Origin of the sequence: Pseudomonas sp. FSL R10-1350, assembly GCF_009600525.1 — a bacterium.
GTDB classification, from domain to species: domain Bacteria; phylum Pseudomonadota; class Gammaproteobacteria; order Pseudomonadales; family Pseudomonadaceae; genus Aquipseudomonas; species Aquipseudomonas helleri.
The window spans coordinates 1-19,580 of record NZ_WIVR01000019.1; the positions used below are offsets into that span (position 1 = coordinate 1).

Annotated in this window: 18 protein-coding genes and 1 pseudogene; 8 read left to right on the plus strand and 11 right to left on the minus strand. The window is 57.6% G+C overall.

What is annotated here, in order from left to right; translation table 11 throughout:
* Window positions 1-678 (plus strand): Tim44 domain-containing protein (locus GHO25_RS11050; protein WP_153332416.1); only part of this gene is annotated, 678 nt, incomplete at its 5' end.
* A 136-nt stretch (window positions 679-814) separates the two neighbouring features.
* Window positions 815-1,222, plus strand: coding sequence for an SMI1/KNR4 family protein (locus GHO25_RS11055; protein WP_048373723.1), 408 nt, complete (start codon window positions 815-817; stop codon window positions 1,220-1,222).
* An 83-nt stretch (window positions 1,223-1,305) separates the two neighbouring features.
* Here GHO25_RS11055 and GHO25_RS11060 read toward each other — a convergent pair whose 3' ends face one another.
* Complete coding sequence (locus GHO25_RS11060; protein ID WP_048388241.1) at window positions 1,306-3,066, minus strand: cation:proton antiporter; 1,761 nt, start codon at window positions 3,064-3,066, stop codon at window positions 1,306-1,308.
* Between the two features lie 287 nt (window positions 3,067-3,353).
* On the opposite strand from GHO25_RS11060, the gene GHO25_RS11065 reads away from it, so the two are divergent.
* Window positions 3,354-3,839, plus strand: a complete 486-nt coding sequence (locus GHO25_RS11065; RefSeq protein ID WP_048373808.1) for an acyl-CoA thioesterase — start codon at window positions 3,354-3,356, stop codon at window positions 3,837-3,839.
* 109 nt (window positions 3,840-3,948) lie between these two features.
* On the opposite strand, the gene pdxY is transcribed toward GHO25_RS11065, so the two are convergent.
* The gene (pdxY, locus tag GHO25_RS11070) at window positions 3,949-4,821 is read right to left on the minus strand and encodes a pyridoxal kinase PdxY (RefSeq protein ID WP_048373495.1); all 873 of its coding nucleotides are present in this window, start codon (window positions 4,819-4,821) and stop codon (window positions 3,949-3,951) included.
* 113 nt (window positions 4,822-4,934) lie between these two features.
* Here pdxY and GHO25_RS11075 point away from each other — a divergent pair, with 113 nt between their 5' ends.
* Entirely contained in the window at window positions 4,935-5,342 is a 408-nt protein-coding gene (locus GHO25_RS11075) for a DUF3301 domain-containing protein (protein WP_048373496.1), read from the plus strand.
* A gap of 223 nt (window positions 5,343-5,565) precedes the next feature.
* On the opposite strand, the gene GHO25_RS11080 is transcribed toward GHO25_RS11075, so the two are convergent.
* Genes GHO25_RS11080 through zigA form a run of 3 tightly spaced genes read right to left on the minus strand, consistent with a single transcriptional unit; the run spans window position 5,566 to window position 8,436 of the window.
* On the minus strand, window positions 5,566-6,540 hold the full coding sequence (locus GHO25_RS11080) for a GTP-binding protein (protein WP_153390812.1): 975 nt from the start codon (window positions 6,538-6,540) through the stop codon (window positions 5,566-5,568).
* 40 nt (window positions 6,541-6,580) lie between these two features.
* Window positions 6,581-7,231 (minus strand): DUF1826 domain-containing protein, encoded by a 651-nt coding sequence (locus GHO25_RS11085; RefSeq protein WP_048373498.1) that lies wholly within the window; start codon window positions 7,229-7,231, stop codon window positions 6,581-6,583.
* On the minus strand, window positions 7,228-8,436 hold the full coding sequence (zigA, locus tag GHO25_RS11090; protein ID WP_153328747.1) for a zinc metallochaperone GTPase ZigA: 1,209 nt from the start codon (window positions 8,434-8,436) through the stop codon (window positions 7,228-7,230). The genes GHO25_RS11085 and zigA overlap by 4 nt, the downstream gene beginning before the upstream one ends.
* Window positions 8,437-8,585: 149 nt before the next feature.
* Here zigA and folE2 point away from each other — a divergent pair, with 149 nt between their 5' ends.
* Window positions 8,586-9,482, plus strand: coding sequence for a GTP cyclohydrolase FolE2 (gene folE2, locus GHO25_RS11095; protein WP_153390786.1), 897 nt, complete (start codon window positions 8,586-8,588; stop codon window positions 9,480-9,482).
* Window positions 9,483-9,532: 50 nt separating this feature from the next.
* Here folE2 and GHO25_RS11100 read toward each other — a convergent pair whose 3' ends face one another.
* Window positions 9,533-10,051: a DUF3617 domain-containing protein gene (locus tag GHO25_RS11100; protein ID WP_153390787.1), complete on the minus strand. Its 519-nt coding sequence runs from the start codon at window positions 10,049-10,051 to the stop codon at window positions 9,533-9,535.
* A gap of 115 nt (window positions 10,052-10,166) precedes the next feature.
* On the opposite strand from GHO25_RS11100, the pseudogene GHO25_RS26905 reads away from it, so the two are divergent.
* The 3 genes and pseudogenes from GHO25_RS26905 to GHO25_RS11110 form a co-directional block, all read left to right on the plus strand.
* A pseudogene (locus GHO25_RS26905) lies at window positions 10,167-10,244 on the plus strand (hypothetical protein); the annotation flags it as partial.
* Between the two features lies 1 nt (window position 10,245).
* Entirely contained in the window at window positions 10,246-11,625 is a 1,380-nt protein-coding gene (gene cls / locus GHO25_RS11105; protein WP_372240936.1) for a cardiolipin synthase, read from the plus strand.
* A gap of 135 nt (window positions 11,626-11,760) precedes the next feature.
* Window positions 11,761-12,243: a hypothetical protein gene (locus GHO25_RS11110; protein ID WP_053225445.1), complete on the plus strand. Its 483-nt coding sequence runs from the start codon at window positions 11,761-11,763 to the stop codon at window positions 12,241-12,243.
* Here GHO25_RS11110 and cfaB read toward each other — a convergent pair.
* The 5 genes from cfaB to hflK (GHO25_RS11135) form a co-directional block, all read right to left on the minus strand.
* Window positions 12,234-13,415: a C17 cyclopropane fatty acid synthase CfaB gene (cfaB, locus tag GHO25_RS11115; protein ID WP_153390789.1), complete on the minus strand. Its 1,182-nt coding sequence runs from the start codon at window positions 13,413-13,415 to the stop codon at window positions 12,234-12,236. The two genes, GHO25_RS11110 and cfaB, sit on opposite strands and share 10 nt — an antisense overlap.
* A gap of 117 nt (window positions 13,416-13,532) precedes the next feature.
* Entirely contained in the window at window positions 13,533-15,446 is a 1,914-nt protein-coding gene (locus GHO25_RS11120) for a cation-translocating P-type ATPase (RefSeq protein WP_048388234.1), read from the minus strand.
* Complete coding sequence (gene hflK, locus GHO25_RS11125; protein ID WP_048373514.1) at window positions 15,443-16,501, minus strand: protease modulator HflK; 1,059 nt, start codon at window positions 16,499-16,501, stop codon at window positions 15,443-15,445. The genes GHO25_RS11120 and hflK (GHO25_RS11125) overlap by 4 nt, the downstream gene beginning before the upstream one ends.
* Complete coding sequence (hflC, locus tag GHO25_RS11130; RefSeq protein ID WP_153390790.1) at window positions 16,498-17,526, minus strand: protease modulator HflC; 1,029 nt, start codon at window positions 17,524-17,526, stop codon at window positions 16,498-16,500. Before hflC ends, hflK (GHO25_RS11125) begins: the two co-directional genes overlap by 4 nt.
* A gap of 11 nt (window positions 17,527-17,537) precedes the next feature.
* On the minus strand, window positions 17,538-19,475 hold the full coding sequence (gene hflK / locus GHO25_RS11135; protein ID WP_153390791.1) for a protease modulator HflK: 1,938 nt from the start codon (window positions 19,473-19,475) through the stop codon (window positions 17,538-17,540).
* Window positions 19,476-19,580 lie beyond the last annotated feature (105 nt).

Below are 19,580 nucleotides of genomic sequence, written 5' to 3' on the forward strand. Positions count from 1 at the left end.
GCCAAAGCCGGCGGTGCTTCGCGCTGGCTCGGCCCTCTGGCTGGCCTCGCGGCTGGCGGCCTGCTGGCCTCCATGTTCATGGGTGGCGGCTTCCAGGGCATGCAGTTCTTCGACATCCTGATCATGGCGGTCATCGCCTTTGTGATCTTCCGCTTCATTGCCGCGCGTCGACGCAAGCAACAAGCTGACATGGCCCCTGCTGGCCATGCGCCGATGCAACGCGAAGTGTTCGAGCAAAAGCCAGCCTTGAACTCGATCTTCGGCGGTTCGGCTGCTCCTGCCGCAGCCCGTCCGGTGATCAACGCACCGGCCTGGTTCAACGAACAGAGCTTCCTGGAAGCTGCGCGTAACCATTTCCAATCCCTGCAACAGCACTGGGATGCCAACGAAATGGACAAAATCGCCGAGTTCGTGACCCCGCAAATGCTTGAGTTCCTCAAGCGCGAGCGTGCTGAGCTGGGTGACGGCTTCCAGTCGACCTACATCGACGATCTGCAAGTTCAACTTGAAGGTGTGGATGATCGCGCCGACAAGACGATTGCCACCCTGACCTTCAGCGGCATCTCGAAAAACTCGCGTTTCGACCAAGGCGAAGCGTTCAGCGAAAGCTGGAACATGGAACGCCCACAAGGCGAGAACCAGCCTTGGCTGGTTGCCGGTATCCGCCAGAACGGCTGATCCCTCAGGCATTACATGCTGTAACCAAAGCCCCGGACTTGTCCGGGGCTTTGCATTTCACGATTGCACTTATAACGAGCTACTGTATAAAGCCCGTCATATAAACCGCGCCATACAGAGCATGAGGATTGAGGTCGTGGAAGAAATTATCGAACAATTACGTGAAGCCAACGAACCGGTACCAGTTCCTCTGGAACTGCCTGACGAGGACCTGCTGGTCGAAATCGAAGAACAATTGTTCATCGATATTCCTTTTGTCTTCCGGGAGTTTTTGCTAACCGTCAGCGATGTAGTCTATGGCAGCCTGGAGCCGGTCACCGTGACCGACCCTCAGTCCCACACCTACCTGCCGGATGTGGCAGCGAACGCCTGGGATGCCGGCGTTGATCGCAGCCTGATCCCCATCTGCCAGGACGGTGACGACTTCTACTGCGTCGAAGAAGACGGCACCGTGGTGCTGTGGTCCGCTGAAGAAGAGCTGGTCACCGAAGAAACCTGGGAGTCGGTTTGGCACTGGGCCCGCGACGTCTGGCTGGAAAGCTGATAAACGCCCTGTAGGAGCGAGCTTGCCTCGCGATCTTTTAAATGATCAAAAGATTGCGAGACTAGCTCGTTCCTACACAGTTTTCAGTGGCTGCCTTCTTTGTGGTTATCCAGCGTCTCCAGCAGTGCCACCTGCATACGCGTGTGAATACGCACAAACCAGCGCCACAACACCGCCGCAACGCCCGCTGCCACCACGGCAATCACGATCAGCAGTTCGTTAGTCGGCAAGATACTCGCCGACAAGGCTGACAGCAGCAGAAAAATCACCAGCAACGACAGAATCGGGATCACTTCAGCGATCACCCGACGCACACGCTGTGTGTGCCGCCCGGCCATTTCCGGTTTAACGCCCATCTCGGCCAGCAACATCGACAACGCTTTGAGCTTACGATACGCCGCAATCAAAAACGGCAGCGACAGGAGCAAGGCAAGGCCCCAGATCATGCCTTTTTGCCAGCTCGGCTCCAGGATCCAGCCCTGTAGGTAACGCGCGATTCGCGGGGCGAAAAAGCCGCCGGCAAAGAAAATAGCGATCACCAGGGCCAAATTGACGCCCACCTGCAGCAAGATCTTGCGGATCATCGCCGCGAGCAAAGCCCCCTCGCCTTGCGGCTGAATGCTGCGCAGCCATTCCCCATACAACCCAAACACCCGTGACACACGCCCCGGCACCACGTGCGACAGCTTGAGCGAGAGCGGGTCTGCGGCGCGAATCAGGTAAGGCGTCATCAAGGTAGTCAGTACCGATACCGCGACCGCTACGGGGTACAGGAAGCTGCTGGTGACCTGCAAGGTCATGCCCAGCGCCGCAATGATGAAAGAGAATTCGCCAATCTGTGAAAGGCCCATCCCGACACGCAGTGAGGTGCGTCCGTCATTACCGGCGATAAAGGCGCCCAGCCCGCACGAAAGCATCTTGCCCAGTACCACCGCGACGGTGATCACCACGATCGGCAGGGCGTACTCCATCAAAATGGCCGGGTCGAGCATCAGCCCGATGGCGACAAAAAAGATCGCGCTGAACAGGTCACGTACTGGCTCGATCAAGCGTTCGATTTTCAGCAACTGACGGGATTCAGCCATGATCGCGCCGATCAGGAAGGCACCCAGCACCATGCTGTATTCCAGCCGGACCACTAGCAGGCAGAAGCCAAAACACAGGCCCAGCACGGTGATCAGGAGCATTTCGTTGCTTTCAAAGCGGGCCACATAGGCCAGCACGCGCGGCACCAGCAAGATGCCGATGACCAGTGCGACGATCATGAACAGCGACAATTTGCCGACCGTCGAAAAGACTTCTTCCGGACTCACACTGCCGCTCACGGCGATGCTCGAGAGCAAGGCAATGATCCCGATGCCCAAGATGTCTTCCACGATCAGCACGCCAAAAATCAGCTGCGCAAAGCGCTCGTTTTTCATCTTCAGGTCGTTAAGCGCTTTCACGATGATGGTGGTCGAAGAAATCGCCAGGATCGCGCCCAGGAACAGCGAGTCCATGGTGTTCCAGTCGAACCAGCGGCCAATTTCGTAGCCGATCCAGATCATCAGCGTAATTTCCATAAACGCTGCGATAAACGCGGTAGCCCCGACCTTGAACAGTTTGCGCAGGCTAAATTCCAGCCCCAGGCAAAACATCAAAAAGATCACCCCGAGTTCGGCCAGGGTCTTGATGGTTTCTTCATCGTGAATCAGGCCAAAAGGCGGGGTGTGCGGGCCGATAATAAAACCTGCCACGATGTAACCCAGCACCACCGGCTGCTTGAACCGGTGGAACAGAATAGTCACCACGCCTGCGACCAGCATGATGACTGCCAAATCCTGGATAAAGCTGATGGCATGCATGGCGTGACGCTCCTTTATAATTTTTGCCCGGCAACAAAACGACAGGCCCAGCTTGACACGCTGCGCATCTCGATTGTTTTAAGTGTAGGAATTGTCCGAACGAAGGACATTTGCACGCTAACAGCGCGACTTCTGGCTGAAAGGCGGTGCAATATATGGAAACAGATACAACAGAGCGTGACGACAGCCAAAGCGACAGCGTCCCGTTATTAACTGTTTCAAAAAATCACAAAGCGTCCGCAGAGATGCCCACTTCACTGCTGCAACACAACCGCGAGCCTGCTGCTATGGAACCCGGAAACTCCCAATTGTCGATGACGGTCTTGATGACCCCGGACATGGCCAACTTCTCTGGCAATGTTCACGGCGGAACCCTGCTCAAGTACCTCGACGAGGTCGCTTACGCCTGCGCGAGCCGCTACGCAGGACGTTATGTGGTCACCTTGTCGGTGGACCAGGTTATTTTCCGTGAGCCGATTCATGTCGGCGAACTAGTGACCTTCCTGGCGTCGGTCAACTACACCGGCAACACCTCGATGGAAGTCGGGATCAAAGTGGTCACCGAAAATATTCGTGAACGTTCAGTGCGCCACACCAACAGCTGCTTCTTCACCATGGTGGCGGTTGATGACGACCGCAAACCGGCGGCAGTACCGCCTTTGCAGCCATTGAACAGCGAAGATAAACGCCGCTTTATCCAGGGCAAGCAACGTCGCCAGATCCGTCAGGAACTGGAACAACGCTATCGCGAATTGAAAGACGAAACGCTGTAAGCCACACCACCCAACCTCTGTAGGAGCGAGCTTGCCTCGCGATCTTTTAAACGATTAAAAAGATCGCGAGACAAGCTCGCTCCTGCACGGCATTGGCGAAAGTGGCAGCCTACAAACTGATCGGCACCGCCTCAAACCGCACACGCGGGTGGGCAATGCGGTCTTGCGCGCGCACCAGTTGCAACTCATAGCTGCTGCAGGCCTGGGTTTCGAGCAGCACTTCATGCACCGCTGCCGCCGCGAATTCAAAGGCCGCCACCAAGCTGTCACCCAACAGCACGCGCGCCAGGAATAACCCGGACGTCAGATCGCCCACGCCCACTGGCTGACGCGGAAAGGCCAGCAGCGGGCGGCGCAGGTGCCAACTGCCCTCGGCAGTCACCAGCAGCATCTCAAAGCTTTCTGCAGGCTTGCCGGGATACGACAAATGCTTCACCAGCACCGCTTTTGGCCCACGCGCCAACAGGCTGCGCGCCATCGCCAGGCAATCGAAGAGTGATTGCGGCGCACGACCACAAAAGCTGTCCAGCTCCAACTGATTAGGGCACAAGAAGTCAGCGACGGCGGCCGCTTCGTCGAGCAGAAAATCACTTACCTCCTGCGGCACGATGCAGCCCTTCTCCGGGTGCCCCATCACCGGGTCACACAGATACAGCGCATGCGGGTTGGTGGCCTTGATGCGGGCCACACCGCGCAGAATCGCCCGCCCTTGTGCTGCGCTGCCCAAGTAGCCCGACAGGACGGCATCGCAGTTGCCCAGCTCGCCAATCGCGGCAATGCCATCAACCAGTGCAGGAATTTGTTCTGGGGCCAACACTTCGCCCGCCCACTGACCATACTGAGTGTGGTTAGAGAACTGCACCGTGTTCAGAGGCCAGACATTCACGCCAACACGCTGCATAGGAAACACAGCTGCGCTGTTGCCGGCATGGCCGAAAACCACGTGGGATTGGATGGCGAGTAAGTGAGGTGTACGTTTCATGCCGGATTCCAGACTGCTAGTGGATTCAAGCCACGCAGTATGCGACTAAACATGACCTGTACGACAGGCTGAAGACACAGTTAAGCTGAACCCAATCTGTTGGAGCGCATTGAATGCTGACCCTGGGAAATATGTTTGTGCTGATGCTGCTGGCAACGGGCGCTGCCTGGCTGTGGCACAACCACGGCCTGCGTGAGCGTGCGCTCGAACGGGTCAAACAGCATTGTCGAAAACTCGATATTGAGTTGCTCGATGACAACGTGGCGCTGAAAAAAATTGGCTTTATCGCTGATGCCAATGGGCAAAAGCGCTTGGCCCGTGTGTATAACTTCGAATTTACGGTCACTGGCGATCAGCGCCATACCGGCACCATCACTCAGTTCGGCGCCCACAGCGCCAAAATTGACCTGCCGCCCTACCCGGTCAGGGCCGAGGAAGAACCTGAGCCAGCGGTCGTGCACAGCGCTCAGGTGATTGAACTCAGCCAATGGCGCCAGGAACACAGCAAGACCCGCCACTGAGCCGCCTCCATAACGCCCGCATCTGTCTGCGCTGCCTCGCGATCTTCTGGTTGTCCAGAAAGACGCGAGCTGAGAGCGCCTGTGGATAACTCCACTGAAACCCTTGATTTAGACGCCTCGCGCAGATTTTTAGGCGATATATCGGCTGCACACAGTTTAAATTGTAAGACAATTTTACCAGCACAAAATCCCCGTAAACACTGGCTTTCAGGCCCTTCTTGGCTCAGCCCTTTGCCTTTATCAGGCAACTTTCCAGCCCGGCGCGGAGCACATCCAGGTCTTGCGGCTGATCAAAGATCAGTTCCAGGCGTGAATCCTGGCGCCACTCGCTGGGTTTCCAGAATTGCAGCGAGTTATCCACAGAATTACTCGAAAACCAGCCCTCTGAAGCCCTGACAACCAGCTTGGCGCGCCGCCAATCGAGGCTTTTCAGCCACTCATGCAAGCGACTCAAATCAAATTGCCGCGAGGCATGCCAGCGCCACCCCACACTCCAGCCTTCAGGTTGAAGCTGAGTCTGCTGAATAGGGATTCCAGGGTCAGTAAAAACACTGCCAACCTGAATAATATCCTTATAAATCAATGACTTATCCACAGGATGAATATCTTTCATGTCGGCTGCAGGCAGCGATTTTAAAGGGATTCGGCCATTCTCGACCCACAAAATCGGGCACTTTGGCAGGCCGTATGCAATCTGCTCACGTTGCTCTTTTTGCACACTATGAGATTTATTCATGACCAATAAACCGGCACTTTTCAGGGCCGTTTGCTGGGTTTCCGGGAGCGTTTTTCCCTGAGCCATCGCCTGCGCATCGAGCACCATCACGCATGGCTGCAACGCCAAAACACCCAACCAGGGCGCCTCACTGAGCTGTTTTAAAATTTGCGCGGGATGCCCCAACCCCGACGGCTCGATAAACAACCGATCAGGGCGGGCCTTGCGCAAGAGACGGCTCAAACCGATTTGAAACGGCGCACCGTTGACGCAACACACACAACCACCCGCCACTTCGGCAATGGCTATGGCGTCGCTTCCAGCGCCCATCAGGGCCGCATCCAGGCCAATTTGGCCGAACTCATTGACCAGTACAGCCCAGCGTTCGTCGGCGGGCTTTTGCGTCATCAGGTGCTGAATCAGGCTGGTTTTGCCGGCACCCAACGGTCCGGCAATTACGTGGGTAGGAATGTTCTGCAACATCATCGCCAGCTTCTGTTTTGATCGAAAGCAGCAATATGCCTCAGGCCAACCAATCCAGGGTCAAAATCAGTCGCCGTTCACCGTCTGCCAAGGCCGGAGAACGATGAATCAACCCCGCGCCCTCGTTGCCTTGCCATTTCTCGCCTTTGAGCAACGCCACATCACCGGTGTTCACCTGCTCAATACGCGATGGCTCGGCGGGTTCTGCCTGAGCCTGACCGAGATGACGACGGTTCATCACGCCTTCCTGCAACCACTGGCTCCCAAGCCCTGCGTACGTGGTAATAAGCCTGACAGGCACATGGTCGACGTGAAACCGCGGGCACATGGCCTTATCCAAGGCCCTGAGACGCAGGCCCACGCGTTTTGCGCCTAATAAACAGGCGTAGGCACTGACCAGCCAGGAAATATCAGCAATGAAGCCCTCATAGCCGTCCAGATCGTTAAATCGGGAGGCCAGGCCCTTGAGGTTGGGCTGGGCATTTTCATCGCCCATCTCAAGCACCAAGGCATCCGCCAGCGGTTCACCGAGCGAGAGCAACAGCTCTGCAAAATGGCTGATGTGCACTGGTAATTGGCGCTGCCAAATAGCCAGATTGACCTCATCATCGAGGATCCGCGTCATGGTTTCGGGCGTTTGCCCACTAACATGTCCGACCAACGGCCGGATAAGTCGTACAACGTTACTCATGCCGCCACCTCGTCATACCAGTCGCCGAACGGATCATTCAGTTGCTGCCAGCCCTCTACGCCGAGGGCCATTTCCTGGTCCGTGAGCAGGCAGGCATCCAGCTCGGCCGAAAGCAGGGCAAAGTCGATGTGCTGACCGATAAACACCAGTTCCTGACGGCAATCGGCAGTCTCCGGCAGCCATTTTTTAAGAATTTCGGCCTTGGTTTCAGCGTCTTGCGGCCATTGCTCACGGGGCACAAAACGCCACCAGCGCCCGGCAAATCCGTAGCGCATCAGACCACCGGCCTGTGACCAGCTGCCCGCTTCCTGGTACTTGCTGGCCAGCCAGAAAAAGCCCTTGGAACGCAGCAATTTGCCGTTGGTCCAGGGGCGATCAATAAAGTTAAAAAAACGCTCGGGATGAAACGGACGGCGCGCGCGATAAGCCGTAGAAGCAATGCCGTATTCCTCGGTTTCCGGCACGTGCTCACCGCGCAATTCTTGCAGCCAACCCGGTGCTTGAGCTGCACGTTCAAAGTCAAAACGGCCGGTATCGAGGATCTTTTTCAGCGGGATTTCACCCATCACCATCGGGATGATTTCGGCGTGTGCATTCAAACGCTCAAGAATGGCGATTAATTCCTGGCGCTCGACACTGCTGATCAGGTCAATTTTGCTGATCAAAATCACATCAGCGAATTCGATCTGCTCAATTAGCAGGTCAGTAATTGAGCGCTCATCATCTTCGCCCAAGGTCTCGCCACGGGACGCCAGGCTTTCTGCGGCTTGATAGTCATGCAGAAAATTCAGGCCATCGACCACCGTCACCATCGTATCCAGGCGGGCGATATCGGCCAGGCTTTGGCCCGACTCATCGCGGAAGGTAAAGGTTTCAGCCACTGGCAACGGCTCTGAAATGCCCGTGGATTCGATCAATAAATAGTCAAAGCGGCCGTCATTGGCCAACTTGCTGACCTCTTCCAGCAGGTCCTCACGCAAGGTGCAGCAGATGCAGCCGTTGCTCATTTCAACCAATTTTTCTTCGGCTCGGTTCAGGCTGACGTCTCGCTGAACCTCGCCACCATCAATGTTGATTTCACTCATGTCATTGACGATGACCGCCACGCGCAAATCCTCGCGGTTTCGCAAAATGTAATTCAACAGGGTGCTTTTTCCTGCACCGAGAAAACCAGACAACACGGTCACTGGTAGACGTTTACGCATGGGACTTCCTCATCAGGGTTGGCAGGTCAAAGCGCCCGCTTGAAGACTGACCCTATTCGGGCCTGCCGATAATGATACATTATAACAATACAAAGCATCAGAATTGTTATCTTGTAACACTCAGCCCAACCTCCCGATGGAAGACCTTTATGAATGCTTTAACCCTTCCCGACATTGCTTCACAAAACGCCCGACAAATTGTTCCACTGGATTGGGTCGGGATGTGTGGCATTGCCTTGCCGATTGTTATTGAAGGTCAGCGGCTCACGGCAACAGCCGACGCCGGCGTGAGTCTGGACGACGGCGAAGCGCGTGGCATTCATATGTCACGACTTTATTTAGCGCTCGAAATGCTCGAGTCGCAGGACCTGAACCCGCTACTTTTGAAAAAAATTTTGCAGCAATTTCTCGACAGTCACGATGATTTATCGATCTGTGCTTACCTGCGAATCCACACCCAGATGCTGTTAAAACGTCCGGCATTGGTCAGCCCACTGAGTGGTTGGAAGACCTATCCGGTGAGCATCGATGCGTCTCTGAAAAACGGAATGTTCCACGTGGAACTAAAAATTGAAGTGAACTACTCATCGACTTGCCCCTGCTCGGCGGCCTTGGCTCGCCAACTTATCCAGCAGCAATTCGTGAATGACTTCGCCAACAAGCCGTTAGAACACGCCGATGTTTTAGCCTGGCTAGGCAGTTCGCAAGGCATTGTGGCGACGCCTCACAGCCAAAGAAGTACGGCGATTTTGCAAACACTGCTCAGCAGCGATCAGCGAGCCCTGCCGATCGAAGTGATCATTGATGAGGCCGAAGCGGCGCTGGGCACCGCCGTACAGACCGCTGTGAAACGTGCTGACGAACAAGCCTTCGCCTTGGCCAATGGGCAGAACTTGATGTTTTGTGAGGACGCGGCGCGGCGATTGAATGTGGCGCTTAAGGCAGTGCCAGGGGTGCAGGGTTTTAATCTGAAAGTGGTTCACGCTGAGAGTCTGCACAGCCATGACGCTGTGGCAGAGAGTCGCTGGAACTGGAAAGCGCATTAAACCAATGGAGGGGTCGCGCCGCGTGGAACACGTTGCGCGGCCCCTCTGAATTACGTGCGGGGTTTAACGGCGCCGCAGTTTTGCCCCAGCCACACAGCACGCGTGTCCATGCTGCCTTTTTGCGCAACGCCCGTTGCATTGAATGAGCCGATCACCGCCGTGGTGAACTCACGGTCACTGGCAAATGTGGCGACTCCTGCCCCCTGAGCATTTGGGCAACTAAAGCGAAACTTCCACTGATTTCCACTACGCTCAGTGATCTGCTGATTGCACCCGGACTTGGGATCAGCCAGCGGAATATCATCCGACTGCACCTGTTCGGGTGTCAGGCATACACGGATACCTTTACCGCCCAGGGTGACGCCTTGGCTTTCCATCTGAGCTTTCATCTCTGGGGTCATCATGTTCTGAAACTGTCCTAACATTACCTGCAGGTCTGGCAACTGTTGGCCGTCTACCTGCATATTGCTCGAGGTCACTTCCCATAGACCCGGTTGCAGCATTTGCGCTTGGGCCACAGGGATCGAAAAACCACACGCTAGAAACACCCCTAGCAGACGAACATTCATTAAGTCACTCCTATGGAATTGTCAGCGTTAGACGCCGAATGATCGCGAGTGTTGCACTCAAACCCAAATAGCACATTCGCATCAGAACACGGTCTGTTGTACTCAGCGTTGGACATTGAGGAGTAAGGATACGCATGGATTTTTTAGGCCCGCACGTCATTGGATACCTGATTTTACTGCTCCACAGTTTAGGCTTGATTGCCGCCGTGCACGCAGTGTTAACCGTCAGAACAGCACAAGGCGCCATTGCCTGGGCCATGTCATTGTTCTTTATTCCCTACGTGACGCTCATCCCGTATCTGATCTTTGGCCGCAGCACCTTTGACGATTACATCAAGGCGCGCCGCGAAGCCAACCAGGAAATGCGTGAAGCCATCAGTGACTTGAACTGGCGCCCCTGGGTGGAAGAAGCCCTCACCGCTCGGAACTCCAAAGCATACGGTTCGTTGCGCGCCATGCCTCGATTGGGGCGAATGCCGTGCCTGGCGAATAACAGCGTGCGTTTGTTGATCAACGGTACCGCCACCTTTGACGCGATCTTCAAAGCCATTCGCGCTGCTGAAAAAGTCGTGCTGGTGCAGTTTTTCATCATTCACGACGACGACCTCGGCAAGAAGCTCCAGGCTCTGTTACTGGAAAAAGCCGCCGAAGGCGTCGCGGTGTATGTGCTATACGACAGCATCGGCAGCCACGCCTTGCCCAAAAGCTACGGCGAAACACTGCGTGCCGGTGGCGTGCAAACCTACGCCTTTGCCACACGCGGCAGCTGGATCAGCCGCTTCCAGATCAACTTCCGCAACCACCGCAAAGTGGTGGTCGTAGACGGCCTGCTGGGTTTTGTTGGCGGGCATAACGTGGGCGATGAATACCTCGGCGCCAAGCCTCCGCTCTCGCCATGGCGAGACACCCACGTCGAAGTCAGCGGCCCGGTGGTGGCCTGCTTGCAGGAGTCGTTTGCTGAAGACTGGTTCTGGGCATCGCGACAATTACCGCCGTTGATCCTGCCCAAGAGCTATCCCGAGACGGGCGTGCTCTGCCAATTCATGGCCAGCGGCCCGGCCGATCCTTACGAAACCTGCTCGCTGTTTTTCGTCGAAGCCATCCATGCCGCCAATGAGCGGGTGTGGATTACCAGCCCCTACTTTGTGCCCGACGAAGCGGTGTTCTCAGCCTTGCGCCTGGCGGTGTTACGCGGCGTGGATGTGCGCATCCTGATACCGTCGCGCCCCGACCATAAAATCGTCTTCGCCGCGTCCAGTCTGTATGCCTTCGAAGCGGTTCGCGCAGGGGTGCGGGTGTTCCGTTACCAGCCCGGTTTTATCCATCAGAAGGCCGTATTGGTCGACAACGAGATCAGCGCAATTGGCAGCGCCAACATGGACAACCGCTCGTTCCGTCTTAACTTCGAAGTGATGCTGCTGACGGTAGACCAGGCGTTCGCCGCCGATGTGGAACTCATGCTGATGGACGACTTCGCTTTGAGCCGCGAAATCACCAGTGAAGACATCAAGTCGACTCACCGCCTGCAGCAACTGGGCATGCGAGTGGCGCGTCTGGTTTCACCGGTTTTATAAGTACACGTAAGACATGTCTGAACCTGCGATCGGCCATGTCCGAAAAGCCTCCCGCGTTGAGACAGTCTCTTAGCCTCTCCTTAAGCTGCGTAGCTCGGTGCAATGCCGAGCTACTCACTATAAGGATCAACACTCATGAAATTTTCGCTGATGGGTTTGCTGTTCAGCATCACTTCCCTGGCTCAGGCTGAAACCACCCCGCCGCCCGTCGTCCCCGCCATTACCGTCGAGTTCGGCAAGCCAACGTACATTCATCGATTGCACTACAAGAAGATGTACAGCGAAAAACCGTTTGAAGAAGCCATCCTGTACTACTACGACAATGGCTTGTACAAGATCATTTCCCCAGGCGAAAACCACTACGGCGCCTATGTGGTTGAAGGGGCGTTTACCGATGAGGAATACAAGATCAGCTACATCTCCTTGCCCTCAGCTGACTGGGGAGGAAACGTAGCGCGTCATGATCTTGTGTTTAAAAAGAAGGGGCTGACCTTCGAACAGAAGGCCGTGGCACAGGTGGATCAAAACATCCCACTGCAACATGGGCTTTACCTCCAGGAAATAAACCCTGAAGTAAGCCCTGTTGCAATTACGTGGGATTCACACGGTCAGCGATAAATATCCGCGCGTGTCGGTGGCAATTCAATGGAGCCATCGGCATGCGGTTTGGTCGCCAGGATCTGATCGATGTTGATCCAGCCATGGGCAAACGCGTAGGCACAACCGGCCAGGTACAGGCGCCAGATACGCAGGGTTTTCTCCGGGACCATTTTCGCCGCAGTCTCCAGATTGCTTTCCAGACGCTGACTCCAGTGATCCAGCGTGCGCGCGTAATGCAGACGCAAGCTTTCGACGTCGACTACTTCCAGCCCGGCTTCGCTGATCTCGGCGGTGATCATCGACAGGTGCGGCAACTCACCGTTCGGGAACACATAGCGGTCGATAAAATCACCGGCCCCACGACCTACCGGGCGGCCGTCAGTGTGCTTGGCGGTAATGCCGTGGTTCATCACCAGGCCGCCTTCACGCACTGCATTCGAAAGGATGTTGCAGTACTCATTCAGGTTGGCGTGCCCCACGTGCTCAAACATGCCCACGCTGACGATTTTGTCGAAGCGGCCGTCTTGCGGCAGATCGCGGTAGTCGAGCAATTGCAGGTCGACCTTGTCTTGCAGGCCCTCGGCCTTGACGCGTTCACGGCCCAACGCCAGTTGCTCTTTGCTCAGGGTAATGCCGAAAACTTTGACGCCGTACTCGCGTGCGGCAAAACGCGCCAACCCGCCCCAGCCACAACCAACGTCGAGCAAATACTCACCCGGCTTCAGGCGCAACTTGCGGCACAGCAGGCGAAACTTGGCTATCTGAGCTTCATCAAGGGTCTCTTCGCCGGTCTCAAAATAGCCACACGAATAGGCCATGTCCTTATCAAGCCACAGCTGATAAAACTCATTGGACAGATCGTAGTGGTAAGAGATGGAAGCGGCGTCGATTTCTTTGTCGTGGTGAATACGCGTAGGTCGAGTGTCCTCTTCCTCCACCAGCGCCTGGCTCAACTCATCACACACACGAATCACTTCTTTGACGGAGCCTTCCAGCTCAAGCTTCCCCTCAACAAAAGCGGTGCCCAACAGATCAAGGCTGGGGTGGGTAAACTCGGCAACCAATTGCGGGTCTTTGACCACAATCGTGACACTAGGCTTTGGCCCTAGATCGAATTGGTTTCCATCCCAAAGTTTAAGGCGTAATGGAAGATGAAGTTTCTGTAAAGCCGGTGGCAGTTGCGCGAGCATCAGTAAGTCCTCCTTCAATTCAGACATCGAAACTATAGGGTAGTCGATTAACCGAAACTGTCAGCTCAGTGAGCTGACAGCCAGAAGCCAGAGCGTGCGTGATGCGTTTTCAGACCCTTACTGCGGCGTTTCTGACGCCACCAACGGCTCATGAAAACGAAGCAAACGTCCAGCATTCCCCAACACCAATAACGTACTCAAGTTGTGCAGCAGCGCGGCAATCATGGCGCCAGCCGCCCCTAACCAACCAAATGCAGCGGCGGCAACAATCGCCAGTGTCCAGCCCAGCCCGATGACCACATTGACCTGCAGGGTGTGGCGGCATTCACGGCTCAGTCGCACACACGTCCCCAAACGCCGCAAGTCACTGCCGATCAACACGATGTCGGATGACGCCAGGGCAATGTCCGCACCGCCCGCCCCCATCGCAACACCCACCACGCCGGCTTTAAGTGCCAGCGAATCGTTGATCCCGTCACCGACCACCATGGGCCTGAAGCCACTGTCGATTTCGCCCAGCACACGCTTCAATTTATCTTCGGGCAAGGCTTGGGCTTGTACTTCACTGATGCCCACCGCCTGCGCCAAATGGTCCGCCACACTTTGCCGGTCACCCGTCAGCAAGACCTGACGCCCCAGCCCCAGCTCGCGCAATTCGCGCAACGCCTGTTGGGCTTCGGGCTTAACGCTGTCCGCCAACAATAACCAGCCAAGAAACTGTGTGTCCAATGAAAGACCTGCAATAGGGCCATCATGGTCCGGCACCGGGGTTGTGGTAATAGTCAATTGGTCGAATAACTCCGGCCGCCCCAACGCCGCTTCGCCCTGTGCGGTTCTGGCCACGACGCCCAAACCCTGGCGCTCGCGCACATCCTCCAGCGTCAGCAATTGGTCATGGCTGACCAGCCCGGCCAACGCCCGGCTCACCGGGTGGCTGCTGGCAGCGCCCAAACTGGCGGCCAGTTGCAGCAACGGCTGATGCTCCGTGAGCGGTGTTTCGATGGCTTGCAGGCGCAACGTGCCGTAGGTCAGGGTGCCGGTTTTATCCACCACCAAGGAGGTCAAGTCCGCCAGCTCTTCAAGGAACGCCGAGCTGCGAATCAAGATCCCGTGACGCGCCGCCACGGCGATCCCGGCAATGGCGGTGGCCGGTGCAGACAGCACCAACGCGCATGGGCACGCCGCCACCAACACCGCGAGCATGGCTTGGGCATCGTTGGTGATAAACCAGGTCACGGCGGCGATCATCAACACCAGCACCATGTAGCCGCCCGCATAGCGTTCGAGCAATCGGGTGATCGGTGGCTTGGCGCGCTCAGCGTTTTGCATCAGGGCAATGACTTTGCCCAACGTCGACTCTTCACCGGTGCGTGTCACTTCAACACGCAGCAGGCCGTCCAGGTTGATCGCGCCACCGTAAATGGGCATGCCCACGCTGACCTCCAGCGGTACCGATTCCCCGGTGATCGACGCCGTGTCGAGGCTGGCCTGACCCGACAACACCACACCATCGGCCGGCACACGATCCCCGGCGCGCACTTCAACCTGGTCCCCGGTCTTGAGCGTGCTGTTGTCGACCTCCAGCAAACGGCCGTCGGCCTGAAATAACCGCGCCTGGCTGCGGGTCAGTTTGCCCAGTGCATGAATGGCTTCTTGCGAACCGATCACGCTGCGCTCTTCCAGCACGTGGCCAAAAATCATGATGATCGGCAACAGTGCTGCGGTCAGCAAATCGCCGGTGGCCCACGCGCCCAGCATCGCCAGGGCGATCAGTTGATCGGTGATGCCGTGCAGGCTCGGATAACGCAGGCTGTACCACGCCGAACGCATCACCGGCACCGCCACCAACAACGAGGCAAACCCCAATAACAATTGGCTGGTGCCCACTTGCAGGGGCATGAACCAGCGCCACACCAGCCCCAAGGCCAGCAACCCCAGCGCCAGCATCGCCAGCGTCAGTTGCCGCGCAGCGCTGCGTTGCTCGGCGCTGCTCAGCATGCTGACCACGGGTTGCGTTGCAGACGTACTCATTGTTCGGCTCCCTGAATAATCAGACGGGAATCATCTTTAGGATCAACGGTGGTCACAGAGCCCGCCTGCCCGAGAATTTTTGGCACCCGCTCGCGGTATAAACGCAGCAGCAAACCAGGGTCATTACCGGCCTGTTGTACCTTGGCCAAATTGACGATGGCCGCCGTGTCCGATTGCGCCAAGGCCAATCGTTCGCTGGCTTGGGCGTGGGCTTGCTCAACCGTACGGTCGGCTTCCTGGGTGGCGTTCTGGGTCGTTTTAGCGGCATCGTTGCGCGCGTTGGCCACGGCTTTGTCGGCTTGCTGGCTGGCCGTCAGCACCGCGTTAAACGCGTTGACGGCCGGGCCCGGCAAACTCGATTGCACATCGACCCGCACTACCTCCAGACCAATGCCCTGCCCCGTTGCCGTCAGCGCCGCCAGTTGCTGATTGATGCCTTGCACCAAATCACCGCGCAAACGCTCACGGCGTTCCGCCGACTGTTTATCGCTGCCGAGCAGCTCCGGGCGCGCCACCAAAATAGTGTCCAGATCCCGCGCGGCAGTCAGCGCCACCGCGCTGCGGGTGACCACACGATCCAGCGCAGGCAACACATGCTCTGCTTGCAGCACGTAGGCATAAGGGTCGGTGACGTTGTAAAACACCCGCACATCCAGTTGCACAACGCCCGCATCACCGGTCAGCAAATACCCTGAGCCGGCCAGGGCATCGTTGATGGGCGTGGCAAAAGTGGCCACGCGATCCGCCTGCAGGGCGCTGTCCGAACGCAGCAGGTTTTCGATCCGGCGCTCACTCACGCGGTCGGCGGCGGGCACAATCACCACTTGTTCAAAAGGCCGCGGCCAGGCCAACAGCAAGCCGGCATTCTGGATGCGGTCCAGCGCACCAAAGCGCAACACCACTGCGCGGTTCTGCGGATCGATCTGCCGCACATTCGACACACCCCACGCCACGGCGGCGAACACCGTCACGGCATACAAGCCCAAAAACGCTAAACGCCCCGCTTGTTGCCACGGGCTGCTGACACGTGGCGTGTCTTCAGATGAGCCACTCATGGATGCGACCCAGCCTTGTTATCCATGGACGGCGGGCCATCGACCAACACCCGGAACGGCGCCGCATCGGTGCGCAAAATCACTTTGGTGCCGGGGTTAACCATGGTCCCCAACGTGTCGAGCGAGCGCAGCATGTTGTACAGCTCTGGCGAACTGGCGTACGCCTGACCATAAATTTTCGCCGCCTCGACCCGCGACTGCGCTTCGATGTCCGCTGCTTTCACACTGGCATCGGCCTGCAGAATGCGCGCATCGCGCTCGGCCGCCGAACGGATTTGCGCCGCTTCGCGCTTGCCCACCGCAGTGCGTTCAGTGGCGATGGTTTCACGCTCGGCGCGCATGCGATCGACCGTGGCGGTGAGCGTGACCGACGGCAACGTCAGCCGCTCAACCCCTACTTGCAACACACGCACGCCATAGGTGCTGAGCAATTGCTGTTCGATTTGCTGGCGCAGTTGCGCTTCGAAGTCGGCAATTTTGACTTGGCTGGCATCGGTGTTGACCAAACTGGACAGATCATAACTGGCGGCTGTGGTTTCCAGCGCCGAGCCGACAAAGGTCCGAATTTGCCGGGCGGCTTCATCGGGCTGGTTTTGTACCGCGCGCATAAAACGCTGTACGTTCTCGGCATCGCCCTGCACCTGCCAGGCCACGTAGGCCTGCACGATAATGCGCAGGCCGTCGCGGGTGCCGACGTCTTGCAGACCGCTTGAGGTGGTGCGCAAACGCAGGTCTACCGGCACGCTGACTTCAAACGGTGCGGGCCAGCGCCAGCTCAACCCAGGCTCCAGCAGCACCCGCGCCGGGTTACCGAAACGGGTGATAACAGTGGCTTCGCCGGAACGCACCTGCACCAGGCTGGCGGCTGCCACGGCAAATAAAACCAGCAAAGCGGCCCAGCCCATGCGCCGCCATGGGAACGGGCTCGGCTCATGTTCGTCACCATGATGGTGGTGATGATGGCCGTGATGCGCGTGGCCGTGGTGGTGGCCGCCGTGCGCGTGATGATCGTGTGAGTGGCTCAAAACAAAGCTCCTTACTGAACAGCTTTACGCGGCGCGACAGGATCGGCCGGCAGCGTGAAAGAACGCAGATCGAGGGTCGGCGCATTGCCGTTGCCCCCAAGGCGGTGGTCGAGAATCAAAAGTTTGGCGTTGTTCATGCCTTGGCTGAGCTGGCTCAAATACTGCTCAAGAACAAAGGCGTGACCGGCCTCGCGGTAGGCTTTTTGTTCGGCGCCAAAACGCAGGTCCGAGGTCTGCGCCGTCGCGTTCACTTCACGCGCCGAGGCATTGGCTTGGTCCAGCGCCATGCTGGCCTGCAATTGCGCGACGTTGGCTTGCTCGCTGGCCGCGCCACGCTCGCGGGCAATCAAGGCCTGGGCGCTGATTTGTGCCGCCTGAACGGCGTGATACGCGTTGGCCGCCCCGGCAGGCGGATGGATCGCCTCAACCACCGTGGCCAGAATCTCGACGCCGCTGCCCAACGAATCCAGATCGGCCTGCACGGCACGGCCAATGTCACTGGCCAACTCGGTACGTTGTTCGCCGAGCAAATCATCGAGGGTGCGCGAGGCAAAGTCGTGCACCAGAATGCGGCTCGCGGTACTGCGAATCAGCGTCGGCACATCGGCACTGTGGTACGTCGCGGCAATCGCGGCTTGATCGCTCAAGCCGATGCGGTACACAAAACGCACGTCCATGTTCACGATCTGAAAGCCCTGCTTGTCACCGCCACCGCTGGCAATGACCTGGGATTTGTCGTTCACATGCGTCGCGTCCCACAAGCGGTTGGCAGTCAACGGTGGCAGGCCGTCAGCCGACGCCAGCACAGGGTCCGCCGCCGACTCGGTGCTGGTCGCCAGCTCATGCACCACCCCGTTTTCGACCATCAGCACGCGACCCAATGGCCAAGGCAGCCCCGCGTGCAAACCCGGCCCGAACACTTCAACCGGCTTGCCAAAACGTTCGTAAATGCCGCGCCCTTGCAACGGGACTTCATTCACACCGCTGAGTATCCAGCCCACCGCGACGATCACCGCCAGCACCGGCAGGAACGCTTTGCGCATGTAGCTGAACGCCCAGATTTGCCGCAGGTCGATGCCAAACCGGTTATGCAATTCGTGCTGCAGCGCCAGCAGCGGTTGCGGTGGCCAGCGCAGCATCCCGGCAATAAAACTCTGCGCAATCATGCGCGGTTCAAGCCGGTCGCGGCGTGGGCTGAAAATCGCCGCCACGGCCCGAAGGATTAACTCAATCGCCACCGCAGCGGGCAGCACGCTCAGCAATACCGCAAGGCGAGCGGGCCATTCGGCCTCTGCGCTGCTGAACAGCAGGCATAACGCACTGAGCAAAAAAGTGAGGATCGGCACACGCACCAGCGGCGCCAGTAAGCGGGCTTCCGGCCAGCGCGCTTCGGGTTGCTGCGCCAGGTAGCGTTCGAACACCAGCAATACAAATGCCAGCAACACCGCCACTCCGGCGGCCACTCGCCCGCCCGTGCCTAAATCGGCACCGGCCAGCGACACGTCCCAACTGTGCTGTACACACCACACGGCCAGGCCGCCGACTCCCGCCAGCCAAAAGACCGGCGCACCGATCGAGGCCAAAAACCGATGCGACCCGCGACTCAACCGTTGGCAAAAACGCTCGTAGGCACTGAGCGGCTCGGCGGGCTGTTCTTCGATCAATTCAGGTGCAGGATTGAGCGCTGCCTTGCGCCAGTCCGCCACCCAAAACGCCGATTGCGCCCCTGCCGCTACCACTAACAACGCGGCGACGTTGTTATTGAGCAGTGCAGGCCACAACGAACTCGGGGCAAACAGACCAATAAAAAAACCGACCGTCCAGAGCATGATTGCCAGGGCGGCCAGTCCAACGCCTAACTGAAAAAGTTGACGCGCCTGAACGGTGGCACTTTGAAAACGAGACAAAGACTCAAGGCCACCCTCCTCGGCATCTAAATCGACACGCATGGAAGCTCCACTGTTTGATGAATATAGTTACGATATAACAAACAATGTGAAACTTCTGCGGGCGACCAGCGATCTTCATCTTGGCGCGGAGTCGGCGATAAACAG

Coding starts and splice junctions, on each gene's coding strand:
- GHO25_RS11060 (WP_048388241.1), bottom strand. CDS start 3,066: ATGCATGCCATCAGCTTTATCCAGGATTTGGCAGTCATCATGCTGGTC.
- GHO25_RS11065 (WP_048373808.1), top strand. CDS start 3,354: ATGGAACCCGGAAACTCCCAATTGTCGATGACGGTCTTGATGACCCCG.
- pdxY (WP_048373495.1), bottom strand. CDS start 4,821: ATGAAACGTACACCTCACTTACTCGCCATCCAATCCCACGTGGTTTTC.
- GHO25_RS11075 (WP_048373496.1), top strand. CDS start 4,935: ATGCTGACCCTGGGAAATATGTTTGTGCTGATGCTGCTGGCAACGGGC.
- GHO25_RS11080 (WP_153390812.1), bottom strand. CDS start 6,540: ATGTTGCAGAACATTCCTACCCACGTAATTGCCGGACCGTTGGGTGCC.
- GHO25_RS11085 (WP_048373498.1), bottom strand. CDS start 7,231: ATGAGTAACGTTGTACGACTTATCCGGCCGTTGGTCGGACATGTTAGT.
- zigA (WP_153328747.1), bottom strand. CDS start 8,436: ATGCGTAAACGTCTACCAGTGACCGTGTTGTCTGGTTTTCTCGGTGCA.
- folE2 (WP_153390786.1), top strand. CDS start 8,586: ATGAATGCTTTAACCCTTCCCGACATTGCTTCACAAAACGCCCGACAA.
- GHO25_RS11100 (WP_153390787.1), bottom strand. CDS start 10,051: ATGAATGTTCGTCTGCTAGGGGTGTTTCTAGCGTGTGGTTTTTCGATC.
- GHO25_RS11110 (WP_053225445.1), top strand. CDS start 11,761: ATGAAATTTTCGCTGATGGGTTTGCTGTTCAGCATCACTTCCCTGGCT.
- cfaB (WP_153390789.1), bottom strand. CDS start 13,415: ATGCTCGCGCAACTGCCACCGGCTTTACAGAAACTTCATCTTCCATTA.
- GHO25_RS11120 (WP_048388234.1), bottom strand. CDS start 15,446: ATGAGTACGTCTGCAACGCAACCCGTGGTCAGCATGCTGAGCAGCGCC.
- hflK (WP_048373514.1), bottom strand. CDS start 16,501: ATGAGTGGCTCATCTGAAGACACGCCACGTGTCAGCAGCCCGTGGCAA.
- hflK (WP_153390791.1), bottom strand. CDS start 19,475: ATGCGTGTCGATTTAGATGCCGAGGAGGGTGGCCTTGAGTCTTTGTCT.